The 13,760-nt window shown below is 74.6% G+C and carries 13 protein-coding genes; 10 read left to right on the top strand and 3 right to left on the bottom strand.

What is annotated here, in order from left to right; genetic code table 11:
• Positions 1-57: 57 nt before the first annotated feature.
• Positions 58-1,824 (top strand): DEAD/DEAH box helicase, encoded by a 1,767-nt coding sequence (locus ACZ5HG_RS04705; protein WP_464180713.1) that lies wholly within the window; start codon positions 58-60, stop codon positions 1,822-1,824.
• Positions 1,825-1,989: 165 nt separating this feature from the next.
• Here the strand turns inward: ACZ5HG_RS04705 and ACZ5HG_RS04700 are convergent, their stop codons facing one another.
• Together ACZ5HG_RS04700 and ACZ5HG_RS04695 are read right to left on the bottom strand one after the other, a co-directional pair.
• Positions 1,990-2,613: a MarC family protein gene (locus ACZ5HG_RS04700; RefSeq protein WP_464180712.1), complete on the bottom strand. Its 624-nt coding sequence runs from the start codon at positions 2,611-2,613 to the stop codon at positions 1,990-1,992.
• Positions 2,610-3,452 (bottom strand): PHP domain-containing protein, encoded by an 843-nt coding sequence (locus ACZ5HG_RS04695; protein ID WP_464180710.1) that lies wholly within the window; start codon positions 3,450-3,452, stop codon positions 2,610-2,612. The genes ACZ5HG_RS04700 and ACZ5HG_RS04695 overlap by 4 nt, the downstream gene beginning before the upstream one ends.
• A gap of 66 nt (positions 3,453-3,518) precedes the next feature.
• Here ACZ5HG_RS04695 and ACZ5HG_RS04690 point away from each other — a divergent pair, with 66 nt between their 5' ends.
• Positions 3,519-5,081, top strand: coding sequence for an aminopeptidase P family protein (locus ACZ5HG_RS04690; protein ID WP_464180708.1), 1,563 nt, complete (start codon positions 3,519-3,521; stop codon positions 5,079-5,081).
• Between the two features lie 84 nt (positions 5,082-5,165).
• Here ACZ5HG_RS04690 and ACZ5HG_RS04685 read toward each other — a convergent pair whose 3' ends face one another.
• Positions 5,166-5,990: a YflT domain-containing protein gene (locus ACZ5HG_RS04685; RefSeq protein WP_464180707.1), complete on the bottom strand. Its 825-nt coding sequence runs from the start codon at positions 5,988-5,990 to the stop codon at positions 5,166-5,168.
• 145 nt (positions 5,991-6,135) lie between these two features.
• Between ACZ5HG_RS04685 and ACZ5HG_RS04680 the strand changes: the two genes are divergently transcribed.
• The 8 genes from ACZ5HG_RS04680 to galK all read left to right on the top strand — a co-directional run bounded on the left by ACZ5HG_RS04680 (position 6,136) and on the right by galK (position 13,704).
• Positions 6,136-7,458, top strand: coding sequence for a magnesium transporter MgtE N-terminal domain-containing protein (locus tag ACZ5HG_RS04680; protein ID WP_464180706.1), 1,323 nt, complete (start codon positions 6,136-6,138; stop codon positions 7,456-7,458).
• Complete coding sequence (locus ACZ5HG_RS04675; protein ID WP_464180705.1) at positions 7,451-8,029, top strand: DUF1003 domain-containing protein; 579 nt, start codon at positions 7,451-7,453, stop codon at positions 8,027-8,029. Before ACZ5HG_RS04680 ends, ACZ5HG_RS04675 begins: the two co-directional genes overlap by 8 nt.
• 47 nt (positions 8,030-8,076) lie before the next feature.
• A complete protein-coding gene (locus ACZ5HG_RS04670; protein WP_464180704.1) occupies positions 8,077-9,243 on the top strand; it encodes an Mrp/NBP35 family ATP-binding protein in 1,167 nt (388 codons plus the stop codon).
• Positions 9,244-9,379: 136 nt separating this feature from the next.
• Positions 9,380-9,643, top strand: a complete 264-nt coding sequence (locus tag ACZ5HG_RS04665) for a hypothetical protein (RefSeq protein WP_464180702.1) — start codon at positions 9,380-9,382, stop codon at positions 9,641-9,643.
• A complete protein-coding gene (locus ACZ5HG_RS04660; RefSeq protein ID WP_464180701.1) occupies positions 9,640-10,254 on the top strand; it encodes a hypothetical protein in 615 nt (204 codons plus the stop codon). Before ACZ5HG_RS04665 ends, ACZ5HG_RS04660 begins: the two co-directional genes overlap by 4 nt.
• A 158-nt stretch (positions 10,255-10,412) precedes the next feature.
• Entirely contained in the window at positions 10,413-11,255 is an 843-nt protein-coding gene (locus tag ACZ5HG_RS04655; protein ID WP_464180699.1) for a DeoR/GlpR family DNA-binding transcription regulator, read from the top strand.
• A 50-nt stretch (positions 11,256-11,305) separates the two neighbouring features.
• Complete coding sequence (gene galT, locus ACZ5HG_RS04650) at positions 11,306-12,457, top strand: galactose-1-phosphate uridylyltransferase (RefSeq protein ID WP_464182101.1); 1,152 nt, start codon at positions 11,306-11,308, stop codon at positions 12,455-12,457.
• Positions 12,454-13,704: a galactokinase gene (galK, locus tag ACZ5HG_RS04645; protein ID WP_464180698.1), complete on the top strand. Its 1,251-nt coding sequence runs from the start codon at positions 12,454-12,456 to the stop codon at positions 13,702-13,704. Before galT ends, galK begins: the two co-directional genes overlap by 4 nt.
• Positions 13,705-13,760: the final 56 nt, after the last annotated feature.

Genomic DNA, 13,760 nt, shown 5'->3' with positions numbered 1-13,760 from the left:
CCCGTCGCGCGTGCTCGCGACGCGAGGCTCGCCACCCGCACGAGTGAAGAGCAGTCCGTGACCTCGACCGAACCCCTGACCGACGAGCCGACGTCCCCCGAGGACGTCGCCGTCGAGATCATCGACGCCACCACCACCGCCGCCTCCGTGCAGGCTGCGAACGTGACGTTCGCCGACTTCGACGTCCGCCCGGAGATCGTCCAGGCCCTCGCCGACGCCGGCATCACCACCCCGTTCCCGATCCAGGCGATGACCCTGCCGGTCGCGCTGTCCGGCCACGACATCATCGGCCAGGCCAAGACCGGCACCGGCAAGACCCTCGGCTTCGGCGTCCCGCTGCTGCACCGCGTGGTCGCCCCCGGCGAGGAGGGCTTCGACACCCTGCCCGCGCCCGGCAAGCCGCAGGCGCTCGTCGTCGTCCCGACCCGCGAGCTCGCGGTGCAGGTGGCCGGCGACCTGGAGACCGCGTCCAAGCGCCGCTCGGTGCGCGTCGCCCTGCTGTACGGCGGCCGCGCCTACGAGCCGCAGATCGAGACGCTGAACCGTGGCGTCGAGGTCGTCGTCGGCACCCCGGGCCGCATGATCGACCTGATGAACCAGGGCCACCTGGACCTGTCCCGCGTGCGCTGCGTCGTGCTGGACGAGGCCGACGAGATGCTCGACCTCGGCTTCCTGCCCGACGTGGAGAAGCTGCTCGCCCGCACGCCCGCCTCGCGCCACACCATGCTGTTCTCGGCCACCATGCCGGGCGCCGTGGTCGCGATGGCCCGCCGCTACATGACCCAGCCGACCCACATCCGCGCCTCCGAGCCGGACGACGCGGGCGCCACGGTCAAGAACATCAAGCAGGTCGTCTACCGCGCGCACGCCCTGGACAAGATCGAGGTGCTCGCCCGCATCCTCCAGGCGAAGGGCCGCGGTCTGACCATCGTGTTCGCCCGCACCAAGCGCACCGCCGCCAAGGTCTCCGACGAGCTGGTCGAGCGCGGCTTCGCCGCCGGCGCCATCCACGGCGACCTCGGCCAGGGCGCCCGCGAGCAGGCGCTGCGCGCGTTCCGCAACGGCAAGGTCGACGTGCTGGTCGCCACCGACGTCGCCGCCCGCGGCATCGACGTGGACGACGTCACGCACGTGGTCAACTACCAGTGCCCCGAGGACGAGAAGACCTACCTGCACCGCACCGGCCGCACCGGCCGCGCCGGGCACAAGGGCACCGCCGTCACCTTCGTCGACTGGGACGACGTGCCGCGCTGGGGCCTGATCGACAAGGCGCTCGGCCTGGGCATCCCGGAGCCGGCGGAGACCTACTCGACCTCCCCGCACCTGTTCACCGACCTCGACATCCCCGAGGGCACCACCGGCCGTCTGCCGCGCTCGCAGCGCACCCGCGAGGGCCTGGGCGCCGAGGTGCTCGAGGACCTGGGCGAGACCGGCAAGCGGCACACCTCCGGTCGCGACAGCGGCTCGCGCGACGGCGGCCGTGGCGGTCGGGACGGCGGCTCGCGCGACGGCGGTCGTGGGCGCGGTGGACGTGACGGCGGCGAGGGCCGCGGCGAGCGGACCGGCGGCGAGCAGGGCGACCGCCCGGCGCGCTCCCGCAACCGCCGGCGCGGCGGGTCGGGCTCCGGCGCGGCCGAGGGCACCGGCATCACCTCCACCGAGTCGACCGCGCCGGCCGCTGCCACCTCCGGCCCGGCCGAGGGCGGCGCTCCCGCCGGCGAGACCAGCACCGAGGCCGCCCAGCGTCGTCGGCGCAACCGCCGGCGCACCCGTGGCGGTCGCCCCGCCGAGGGCGGCGCCGCGGAGGCCCCCGCCGAGGGCTGACCGCCCCGCACCCCGCACGCACGAGAGGCGCGCACCCCGCCCGGGGCTGCGCGCCTCTCGCGTTCCCGGACGTACGCCGAGAGGGCAGGAGCTGTCGCTATCCGAGGCCCGGAAGCGACAACTACTGCCCTCTCGGTGAAGGGATCGATCAGGCAGGCGGGCGCGTCAGCCCATCTCGATGAACGCGCGCACCGCGTCCGCGACGAGCTGCACGGCGATGGCGGCCAGCAGCAGACCCGCGATCCGGGTGACCAGCGTCGTGCCGGAGTCGCCGAGCAGCCGGTGGATCACCCCGGCGAAGCGCATCGCCAGCCAGAGGCAGAGGTGCACGAGCAGCACGCCCAGCGCGATCGCGATCCAGTCGGCGGCGGAGCCGTCGCTCTGCTGCACGAACACCATGGTCGCGACGATCGCGCCGGGGCCGGCGAGCAGCGGGGTGCCGAGCGGGACCAGCGCGACGTTGACCTTCGCGTTCCCGGAGGGCTGCGGCTCCTCGGCCTTGCCGGTCAGCAGCTCCATCGCCACCAGGAGCAGCAGCAGACCGCCGGACGCCTGCAACGCGGGCAGCGAGATGTGCATGTAGGAGAGCAGGCTCTGGCCGAAGACCGCGAACACGACGATCACGCCGAACGCGACGGCGATGGCCTGCCGGGCGGCGCGGTTGCGCTGCTGACGGGTCATCGCGCCGGTGAGGCCGAGGAAGATCGGCACCGTCCCGGGCGGGTCCATGATGACGAACAGGGTGATGAAGACCTCGGAGAGGAGACGGGCGTCGAGCACGGCGCTCATCGTGCCATCACCTGACCCCACCCCTGCGCCACGATCTCCGCGAGCACCTCGGGCTCCGTGGTGTTCTCGCCCAGCAGGTTCGGCTTGCCGGCGCCGTGGTAGTCGCTCGACCCGGTGACCAGCAGCCCCAGCCGCTCGGCCAGCGCCGCCAGACGTTCCCGCTGGTGCGCGTCGTGGTCGCGGTGCCGCACCTCCAGCCCGGCCAGCCCGGCCTCCGCCAGCTCGGCGATCACCTCGTCGGGCACGATCCGGCCGCGCCCGTCGGCTCCGGGGTGCGCGAACACCGGCACCCCGCCGGACGCGCGGATCGCCTGCACGGCCTCGACGGCCTCCGGGGCGTAGTACGGCACGTAGTAGCGGCCGTGCGCGGACAGCAGACCGGCGAAGGCGGCGGTGCGGTCGGGGACCACGCCGAGCGCGACCAGGGCGTCGGCGACGTGCGGGCGGCCGACGACGGTGCCGGGCGCCTGCTGCGCGAGCACGTCGTCCCAGGTGATCGGGTAGTCGGCGGCGAGCTTCTCCACGATCGCCCGGCCCCGGTGCAGCCGCGCCTCGCGGGTCCGCCCGATCAGGTCGGCCAGCGCGGGGTGCGCCGGGTCCTGGAGGTAGGACAGCAGGTGCACGCTGACGCCCCGCGAGCGCGCCGAGACCTCGGTGCCCGGCACCAGCACGATCCCGGCGTCACGCGCGGCCGCACCGGCCTCCGCCCAGCCGTCGGTGGTGTCGTGGTCGGTCAGCGCGACGACGTCGAGGCCCGCGGCGGCCGCGGCGGCGACCAGCACGCCGGGCGCCTGCGTGCCGTCGGAGGCCGTGGAGTGGGTGTGGAGGTCGATGCGCACCCGCGCAGCCTAGTCAGCGGGCCGCGGGCGTCCCACAGGCCGGGCCGCGGTGGGAGACTGGCGGGCATGGCCACCGACACCACCGCCGGCTCGACCCCGGCACCCGAGTCCTCCCCCGCCGCCGAGCAGTCCCTGGCGGCCCGGGGCCAGAACCGCAGCCAGCGGCCCTCCTCCAGCGCGTTCCTGGACTGGGTGACCTCCGGCTGGGCCGAGCGTCCGGCGAGCACCGCCGTCGCCGGCGAGGCCGCGCCGTTCACCGCCGTGCGGCGCGCGCGCCTGGCCGCGCAGTTCCCCGGCGAGCGCCTGGTGGTCCCGGCCGGTGGGTACAAGGTGCGCTCGAACGACACCGACTACCGGTTCCGCCCGCACTCCGCCTTCGCGCACCTGACCGGCCTGGGCGGCGAGCAGATGCCGGACGCCGTGCTGGTGCTGCACCCGGCCGCCGAGGGCGAGGGCGACGAGCTGCCGGACGGCACCCGCTCCACGCACCGCGCGGTGCTGTACATGCGGCCGCTGGCCGGGCGGGACACCGAGGAGTTCTTCGCGGACGCCCGCTACGGCGAGTTCTGGGTCGGCGCCCGCCCGACGCTGGACGACATGGCCACCACCACCGGCATCCGCACCGCGCACAGCGACGACCTGCGCGACGCGCTGGCCAAGGACGTCGGCTACGACGGCATCCGCCTGCTGGTGCTGCCGGACGCCGACCCGGCGGTCGAGGCCGTCGTCGAGGAGATCCGTGCCACCGAGGACACGGGCGAGCGCGACGCGACCCTGGCCGAGGCGCTGTCCGAGCTGCGGCTGATCAAGGACGCGCACGAGGTCGGCGAGCTGCGCGCGGCGGTCGCCGCCACCGTGCAGGGCTTCGAGCAGACGGTCCGCCGCCTGCCGGAGGCCGTGGCGCACCGGCGCGGCGAGCGCGTGATCGAGGGGACCTTCCTCGACGTCGCGCGGCGCGAGGGGAACGACGTCGGTTACGAGACGATCGCCGCCGCCGGCCCGCACGCGACCACCCTGCACTGGACCGACAACGACGGCCAGGTCCGTCCCGGCGAGCTGGTGCTGATCGACGCGGGCGTCGAGGTCGACTCGCTCTACACCGCGGACGTCACCCGCACCCTGCCGGTCGACGGCGTCTTCACCGAGGCGCAGCGCCGGGTGTACCAGGCGGTGCTGGACGCCGCCGACGCCGCCTTCGCGGTCGCCGTGCCGGGCAACCGGTTCCGGGACGTGCACGCCGCCGCGATGGTGGTGATCGCCGAGCGTCTGGAGGACTGGGGCATGCTCCCGGTCAGCGCCGCCGACTCCCTCGACCCGGAGGGTCAGCAGCACCGCCGCTGGATGGTGCACGGCACCAGCCACCACCTCGGCCTGGACGTGCACGACTGCGCGCAGGCGCGGCGCGAGATGTACCTGGACGCGGTGATCGAGCCCGGCATGGTGTTCACCATCGAGCCCGGCCTGTACTTCCAGGTGGACGACCTGCGGGTGCCCGCCGAGCTGCGCGGGATCGGCGTGCGGATCGAGGACGACGTGCTGGTCACCGCCGACGGCAACGAGAACCTGTCGGCGGCGCTCCCCCGGCGTCCCGAGGAGATCGAGGCGTGGATGGCCGGCCTGCGCGGCTGACCCGCTGACGACGACCGCCCGCCGCCCCGGATCGTGGGGTGGCGGGCCGTCGTGCTGCGTGGGGTCCGACCGGCGCGGGCGCGGTCAGGAGGGGTCGGTCGGCGGACGGAGCTGGCCGTAGCGCGGCTCGGCCGGCGGGGCCGGCGGGGCGTCCTGCGCGGGGGCGGCGGGCGGCTGCGCGACGTCCGGCTGCGCGACCCCGGGCTGCGCGACCCCCGGCTGCCCGACGCCCGGCTGCGCGACCCCGGGCTGCGGAGCGAGCTGGCCGTAGCGCGGCTGGGCGGGCGGCTGCGCGGGCTGGCCGGGCTGCCCGGGCGCCGGCGGCACCGCACCCGTGCCGGGCGTCGGCTGCGGGTAGGTCGCCGACGGGTCCGAGGGCCGCCCCACCACCACCGGCGGCACCGGGCGCGCCGGACCGCCGAGGCCGTCGCGCACCCCGCCGACCTCCGCGAGCAGGCCGCGCGCCTCGTTCGCCTTCTCCCGCTGGCACAGCACCGCGTACTGCGAGGCCACGATCTGGCTCTGCGAGGTGAAGTCCCGCTTGCCGCCGGTCAGCGAGTAGAGGATCACCGAGAGCAGCAGGCCGAAGGCCCCACCGATCAGCACGGCGGTGAACAGGATCCCGGTGTTCGACGAGGTCAGCATGAACAGCAGGCCCACGAAGACGCCGAACCACGCCCCGGAGCCGAAGCCGGTGACCGCCACCCGCCCGTAGGACAGCCGCCCGGTGACCCGCTCGACCATCCGCAGGTCGGTGCCGACGATCGTCACCAGCTGCACCGGGAACTGCTTGTCGGACAGGTGGTCCACCGCGCGCTGCGCCTCGAGGTAGGTGCCGTAGGACGCGACGGTCTCGCCCTGCGGCAGCGTGGGGGTCGAGGGGACGCGGGGTCGACCGGTGAAGGACATGCGTCCATCCTCCACCGGCCCCGGACGGGGCGCCAGACCTGCCACCACGCCCACGGCGAACTCTGCGCCGACGCCCAGGGCGCTCCCAGCCGCCGCCTGCGGCGCGCCCGCGCGACCACGCCCGCCGCGCGTCTAGGCTGACCGCGTGAGCGGCACCGGGACGAGGGTCTTCGTGGCGCGCCTCGCCGGGACCTCTGTCTTCGACCCGATCGGTGACCAGGTGGGCAGGGTGCGCGACGTCGTCGTGCTGCTGCGCCCCAAGGGTGCGCCGCGCGCGGTCGGCCTGGTCGTCGAGGTGCCGGGCAGGCGGCGGGTGTTCGTCCCGCTGACGCGGGTGACCGCGATCGACTCCGGGCAGGTGATCTCGACCGGGCTGGTCAACATGCGCCGGTTCGAGCAGCGCCCCTTCGAGACCCTGGTGGTCGGCGAGCTGTTCGACCGCACCGTCGAGCTGGTGGACGGCTCCGGCTCGGCGACCGTCGAGGACGTCGCGATCGAGCGGCAGCGCAACGGCGACTGGCTGGTCTCCAAGGTGTTCGTGCGCCGGCAGGCAGGCCGGGGCGGTCTGCTGCGCCGACGGGGCGAGCCCGAGCTGCTGGACATCGACAAGATCGTCGGGCTGGCCCGCACCGACGCCGCGCAGGGCGCCGCCCTGCTGCTCGCGCAGTACGACGAGCTCAAGCCGGCCGACCTCGCCGACGTGCTGCACGACATGGGCACCACCCGCCGGCTGGAGGTCGCCACCGCCCTGGACAACGAGCGGCTGGCCGACGTGCTGGAGGAGCTGCCCGAGGACGACCAGGTCGCGATCCTCTCCGGCCTGGAGCGCACCCGTGCCGCCGACGTGCTGGAGGCCATGCAGCCGGACGACGCCGCCGACCTGCTCGGCGAGCTGCCGGACGACCAGGCCGCCGAGCTGCTCGAGCTGATGGAGCCGGACGAGGCCAAGGACGTGCGCCGCCTGCTGGCGTACGAGGAGAACACCGCCGGTGGTCTGATGACGACCGAGCCGGTGATCCTCGGGCCGGAGACCCCGATCGCCGCCGCCCTGGCGCACGTGCGCCGACGCGACCTGACCCCCGCGCTCGCGTCGATGGTGTTCGTGGTGCGCCCGCCGCTGGAGACGCCGACCGGGCGGTTCATCGGCGTCGTGCACCTGCAACGCCTGCTGCGCGAGCCCCCGCACGACGCGATCGGCTCGCTGGTGGACACCGACATCGACCCGGTGCCCGCCGACGCCCCGTTGATGGCCGTCACCCGCCGCCTGGCGACCTACGACCTGCTCGCGATCCCCGTCGTGGACGACGAGCGCCGCCTGCTCGGTGCCGTCAGCGTCGACGACGTGCTGGACCACCTGCTCCCGGAGGACTGGCGCGAGACCGACGAGGAGGTGCAGCCGGCGGCGGCACCCACGGGGGCGCCCGCACCCACGACCACCACGACCCCGAGGGGAGGCCATCGTGCCTGAGCGGCTCGACACCCCGAAGGCCGCGCGTCGATCGTGGATCCCCAAGGCCCAGCCCGACGCGTTCGGCAAGGTCTCCGAGGGCATCGCCCGGTTCATGGGCACCCCGACGTTCCTGCTGTGGCTGAGCCTGTTCTGCGTCGCGTGGCTGGTGTGGAACTCCTGGGGCCCCGAGGGGCTGCGGTTCGACAAGGCGGCGAACGGCTTCACCGCGCTGACCCTGATGCTCTCGCTCCAGGCGTCGTACTCCGCGCCGCTGATCCTGCTCGCGCAGAACCGGCAGACCGACCGGGACCGCGTGCAGGCCGAGCAGGACCGTCAGCGCGCCGAGCGGAACCTCGCCGACACCGAGTTCCTCGCCCGCGAGATGGCCGCGCTGCGCATCGCGCTGTCCGAGGTCGCCACCCGTGACTTCGTGCGCTCCGAGCTGCGCAGCCTGCTGGAGGACCTGGCCGAGGAGCGGGAGGCCGCCGCGGCCCGGTCGACGCACGACGGGGCCGACGACCCGGAGGATCCCGAGCGGCCGCCGCACCTGCCCCGGCACGCCGACCAGCCGGTCCCGCCCGCCCGCTGAGGGGCCCCGCGCGAGACGCCCTCGACGGGCGACCTACGATGGACCCCATGCCCGCCGCGCTCGACACCCGTGACCCCGAGGCGGTCGCCGCCGCCGTCCGCACCGCGCTCGCCGCCGTGCAGGACCCCGAGATCCGGCGGCCGATCACCGAGCTCGGCATGGTCCGCTCGGTGGACGTCGACACCACCGGCGCCGCCGGTGCGCGCGTGACCGTCGGCATCGACCTCACCACCGCCGGCTGCCCGCTGCGCGACACGATCACGAAGGACGTGACCGCGGCCGTGCAGGCGGTCGAGGGCGTCGCCGAGGTGCGGATGGCGATGGGCGTGATGAGCCCGGAGCAGCGCGCCCAGCTCACCGAGCGGCTGCGCGGCGGCGCCGCGCCGGTGATCCCGTTCTCGCAGCCCACCTCCCTGACCAAGGTGTTCGCGGTGGCCTCCGGCAAGGGCGGCGTCGGCAAGTCCTCCGTCACCGCGAACCTCGCCGTCGCGATGGCCCGGGACGGCCTGCGGGTCGGCGTGGTGGACGCGGACATCTACGGCTTCTCGATCCCCCGGATGCTCGGCGTCAGCCAGCCGCCCACCCGCGTGGACGAGATGCTGCTCCCCCCGATCGCGCACGAGGTCAAGGTCATCTCGATCGGCATGTTCGTGCCGCCGGGGCAGGCGGTCGTCTGGCGCGGACCGATGCTGCACCGAGCGCTCCAGCAGTTCCTCGCCGACGTGTTCTGGGGCGACCTCGACGTGCTGCTGCTCGACCTGCCGCCCGGGACCGGCGACATCGCGATCTCGATCGCCCAGCTGCTGCCGACCAGCGAGCTGCTGATCGTCACCACCCCGCAGCTCGCCGCCGCCGAGGTGGCCGAGCGCGCCGGGTCGATCGCCACGCAGACCCGCCAGGGCGTCGTCGGCGTCGTGGAGAACATGGCCTGGCTGGAGCAGCCTGACGGCTCACGCCTCGAGCTGTTCGGCTCCGGCGGCGGCGAGCGCGTCGCGCAGAACCTCACGAAGACCACCGGGACCACGGTGCCGGTGCTCGGGCAGGTGCCGCTGGACATCAGCCTGCGCGAGGCCGGCGACGGCGGCACCCCCGTGGTGCTGACCGACCCCGACTCCCCCGCCGCGCAGGCGCTGGTCGGCGTGGCGCGGGCCCTGGGCGCGCGCTCGCGCGGGTTGGCGGGCAAGAGCCTCGGCCTCACGCCGGTCGCGCGCTGACGTCCCACGGGACACGCGGCAGCCGAGGGATATCCCTGGGGACCACGGAAAATACACACGCGACGCAACGCGACGCCGCTCGGATCCCTACGGTGGGAATCGTCCACGACGACCACCAAGATCCGGGAGAACGACGATGAAGAAGTTGATCGCGGCCGCAGTGTTGGCATTCACGATGAGCACCGGGGCGGCCGTGATTTCGGCAGCTCCCGCACAGGCGGCATCCTGCGCCTCGGTCTACGACTGGAAGGCCAAGAACAACTCCTGCTCCTACAAGATCAAGCACACCCTGATCTTCAGTGACGGCTACATTCGGGCCAATGCCGCAGCGAAGGGCGACTGGTCCGATCAACGGGCGCGCTACCCGGACGTCGTGGCGCGTGGATGGGTGCGTGCATGACGACCCAGTTCGGCAGCGCCGCCGGGATCGCGGCCGTGCTGCTGCTCTCCGCCTGCGCCGGGAGTCCGGCGAGCGGCGGCACGACCGTCGGCGCCACGACGGGGTCCGGATGGGAGGCCGAGATCGCCCAGGCGCGGGCCGAGGCAACCACCGACTTCGAGCGAGACGCACTGGCTGACGGGGTGATCAGCGATCAGGAGTTCCAGGAGGTCCGGAGCCGCCTGGTCACCTGCCTCACCGACCTCGGCTACAGCGACGTGGTGTACTCCGACGAGGGGAGGATCTCCGCGTCCTTCCCGCCCGGTGTCGACAGCAGCCAGGACGCGGCGATCGCCCTGGTGGACGAGCAGAACCTCGCCTGCGAGACCTCGTCCGGCGAGCGCACGGTCGGCTGGCTGCGCGTGGCGATGCGGCGCAACCCGCAGCACCTGGACGAGAGCACGATCCTGGCGGCGTGCCTGGTCCGGCGGGGTGCGGTCGAACCGGGTTACACCGCCGCCGACCTCGACCGGGACGGCGACGAGCGCACCGGGATCTTCGCGCAGGAGTTCAACGAGGACTTCTCGCTGTGCAACGCCGACCCGCTCGGCCTGATCGGCCTCTCGGACTGAGCGTCCGCCTGCACCACGCCGAGGTTGCACGGGTGCAGCCTTCCCGCGCCGGAAAGCCTGCGTTCGTGCAACCTCGGCGGACCCGGGCGCCCGCGCGGACGGGTGAGCCGCACCCGTGGATGTTGGTTCTTGTTCGGATCTGGTGGATACTGTCATCCGTGCTCGCGAGTCAACGGCAGGACCGCATCGTCGCCGAGGTGCGCGCCCACGGCGCCGTCCGGGTGGCCGACCTGGTGGAGCAGCTCGACGTCTCCGAGATGACGATCCGGCGCGACATCACCGAGCTCGACCGCGCGGGCCTGGTCCGCCGGGTGCACGGCGGCGCGGTCTCCCCCGACACGGCAGGACGCCCCGCCGACGAGCCGGGGTTCGAGGCCAAGAGCACCTGGGCCACCGCCGAGAAGGACGCCATCGCCGCGGTCGCCGCCGCCACGATCGAGCCCGGTCAGGCCGTGGCCCTGTCCGCCGGCACCACGACGCACCTGCTGGCGCAGCGGATCGCCGCCGACCCCGCGCTGCGCCCGCTCACCGTGGTCACCAACTCGCTGCCGGTGGCCGAGACGCTGCACCACGCCGCCCCCGGTGCGGGCCCGCTGGACGTGATCCTCACCGGCGGCACGCGCACCCCCTCGGACGCGCTGGTCGGACCGGTGGCGGACGCCGCACTGGCGACGCTGCGGGTGGACCGGCTGTTCCTCGGCGTGCACGGGCTGGACGCCAGCGGCCTGATGACGCCGAACCTCGCCGAGGCCGCCACCGACCGGGCCCTGCTGCGCGCCGCCGCGGCGGTGACCGTGCTCGCCGACCACTCCAAGTGGGGGGTGGTCGGGCTGGCGCACATCGCCCCGCTGGACGAGGTCGACCTGCTGGTCACCGACGACGCCCTGCCGCCGGCCGCCCGCACCGCGCTCACCGAGGCAGGCTGCGCCGTGGCCACGCCCACCACCGACGTCGACGGCGCCGGCACCCCGCACCACCCGCTCACCGAGGAGACACCGTGACACCCGACAGCGTCCTGCTGACCCCGGGCGTGCGCCGCACCCGCACGTCGATGGCCGACGGCCGCGACCTGTTCTACTTCGACGACTCCGCCCCCTACGTCGCGGGCGAGCAGGTGCGTCGGCTGGACGACCCGCGCCCGCTGCCCCCGCGGTTCGCCCCCGTGGTCGGCGAGGACGGCGTGGCCCGCCCGGTCACCGGCCCGGAGCTGCGGCGCGACCCGCTGACCGGGGACTGGATCCCGATGGCGGCGCACCGGATGAACCGCACCTTCCTGCCGCCGGCCGACGCGAACCCGCTGGCCCCGGCCCGCCCGGGCGCGGCGTACTCCGACGGCGAGATCCCGGACACCGACTACGACGTCGTGGTGTTCGAGAACCGCTTCCCCTCGCTGATGGCGGTGCCGGGCGTCGAGGACGTCGTCACCCTGCGCGACGGCGAGGAGCTGTGGCCGACCCGTCCGGCGGCGGGCCGCTGCGAGGTGATCTGCTTCAGCAGCGACCCGACGGCGTCCCTGCGCACGGTGTCCCCGCAGCGCATGCGCACGATCGTCGAGGCGTGGGCCGACCGCACCCGCGCGCTGGGCGACCTGCCCGGCATCGAGCAGGTGTTCGCCTTCGAGAACCGCGGCAAGGAGATCGGCGTCACCCTGCACCACCCGCACGGCCAGATCTACGCCTTCCCGTACCTGACCCCGCGCACGCAGGCCATGCTGACCCAGGCCCGCGCGCACGCGGAGAGCACCGGGCGCCTGCTCGGGCGGGACGTGCTGGACGCCGAGCTCGCGCACGGCGAGCGGATCGTGCTGGAGTCGGAGCACTGGGTGGCCTACGTGCCGTTCGCGGCCCGCTGGCCCGTCGAGGTGCACCTGGCCCCGCGCCGCGACGTGCCGGACCTGCCGGCGCTGACCGACGCCGAGCGCGCCGACCTGTCGGTGACCTACCTGGAGCTGCTGCGCCGCCTCGACCTGTTCTTCGAGGAGCCGGACGGCACCCCGATCCCGCTGCCGTACATCTCCGGCTGGCACCAGGCGCCGGTGCGCGAGGGCCGTGACCTTTCCCGCCTGCACCTCCAGCTGTTCTCCGTGCTGCGCGCCCCGGGCAAGCTGAAGTACCTGGCCGGCGTGGAGTCGGGCATGGCCGCCTGGATCAGCGACACCACCCCCGAGCGGATCGCGACGCGCCTGCAGCAGGTGGCCCGATGAGCGCCGCGCCGGTGCACGTCACCGCCTGGGACCGTGCGGAGGGCGAGGCCCGGGTGCGGGCGCTGTTCGGCGAGCGGCTCGGCGGCGACCCCGACGGCACCTGGTCGGCCCCCGGCCGGGTCAACCTGATCGGCGAGCACACCGACTACAACGGCGGGCTCTGCCTGCCCTTCGACCTGCCGCACCGTACCTACGCCGCCGTGCGTCGCACCGAGGGCGACCTGGTGCGCCTGGTGTCCGCGCAGGAGGGCGCGGGCGTGCGCGAGATCGCGCTGGCCGACGTCGCCCCGGGCACGGTGAGCGGTTGGCCGGCGTACGTGGTCGGCGTGGCGTGGGCGCTGCGCGAGGCCGGGCACACGATCGGCGGCTTCGACATCGCGGTGGACTCCTGCGTGCCCTACGGCGCCGGGCTGTCCTCCTCGGCGGCGCTGGAGTGCGCCGTCGCGGTCGCGCTGGACGCCCTGTTCGGGCTCGGGCTCGCGGGCACCGAGGACGCGCCGGACGACGCCGGGCGGGCGACGCTCGCGGCGGCGTGCATCCGGGCGGAGAACGAGATCGCCGGGGCGAGCACCGGCGGCATGGACCAGTCCGTGTCGCTGCGCGGCCGCGCCGGGCACGCCCTGCTGCTCGACTGCCTGGACGGGTCGGTGCGGCACGTGCCCTTCGACCTCGCCGCGCACGGGCTGGCGCTGCTGGTGATCGACACCAAGGCCGAGCACGCGCTGGTCGACGGGCAGTACGCCGCCCGCCGGGCCACCTGCGAGCAGGCCGCGCAGATCCTCGGGGTCACCACCCTGCGGGAGATCGGCGAGGACGGGCTGGGCGACGCGCTGGCGACGCTGGCGCACCGCACCGGGCCGGTCGGCGACGGGTCGGCGGACGCCGAGGTGCTGGTCCGCCGGGTGCGGCACGTCGTCACCGAGATCGCCCGGGTCGAGGAGTTCGTCAGCCTGCTCGACGAGGGCCGGCTGGACGAGGTCGGCGACGCGATGGACGCCTCGCACGCCTCGCTGCGCGACGACTACGAGGTGTCGTGCCGCGAGCTCGACCTCGCCGTCGAGGCCGCGCGCGACGCCGGGGCGCTGGGCGCGCGGATGACCGGCGGCGGGTTCGGCGGATCCGCCATCGCGCTGGTGCGCGCCGAGGACGTCGAGCCGGTCGCCCGGGCGGTCGCGGACGCGTTCGCCGCGCAGGGCGTGCACGCCCCCGCGTTCCTCGTCGCCACCCCCGAGGGCCCCGCCGCCTGACCCGCGCGCCTCGCCGACGCCGAGTTGTCACGAGTTGTCGCTTCCCGGACCCGGGA

Source organism: Cellulomonas sp. GTC20042 (assembly GCF_055389595.1).
The sequence above is the reverse complement of the archived record's forward strand: the minus strand, read 5'-3'. Positions and strand labels throughout refer to the sequence as shown.

Bases quoted from the DNA above. Each gene is read 5' to 3' on its own strand.
- ACZ5HG_RS04690 (WP_464180708.1), top strand. From the start codon at position 3,519: ATGGCCACCGACACCACCGCCGGCTCGACCCCGGCACCCGAGTCCTCC.
- ACZ5HG_RS04700 (WP_464180712.1), bottom strand. From the start codon at position 2,613: ATGAGCGCCGTGCTCGACGCCCGTCTCCTCTCCGAGGTCTTCATCACC.
- galK (WP_464180698.1), top strand. From the start codon at position 12,454: ATGAGCGCCGCGCCGGTGCACGTCACCGCCTGGGACCGTGCGGAGGGC.
- ACZ5HG_RS04665 (WP_464180702.1), top strand. From the start codon at position 9,380: ATGAAGAAGTTGATCGCGGCCGCAGTGTTGGCATTCACGATGAGCACC.
- galT (WP_464182101.1), top strand. From the start codon at position 11,306: ATGGCCGACGGCCGCGACCTGTTCTACTTCGACGACTCCGCCCCCTAC.
- ACZ5HG_RS04660 (WP_464180701.1), top strand. From the start codon at position 9,640: ATGACGACCCAGTTCGGCAGCGCCGCCGGGATCGCGGCCGTGCTGCTG.
- ACZ5HG_RS04685 (WP_464180707.1), bottom strand. From the start codon at position 5,990: ATGTCCTTCACCGGTCGACCCCGCGTCCCCTCGACCCCCACGCTGCCG.
- ACZ5HG_RS04670 (WP_464180704.1), top strand. From the start codon at position 8,077: ATGCCCGCCGCGCTCGACACCCGTGACCCCGAGGCGGTCGCCGCCGCC.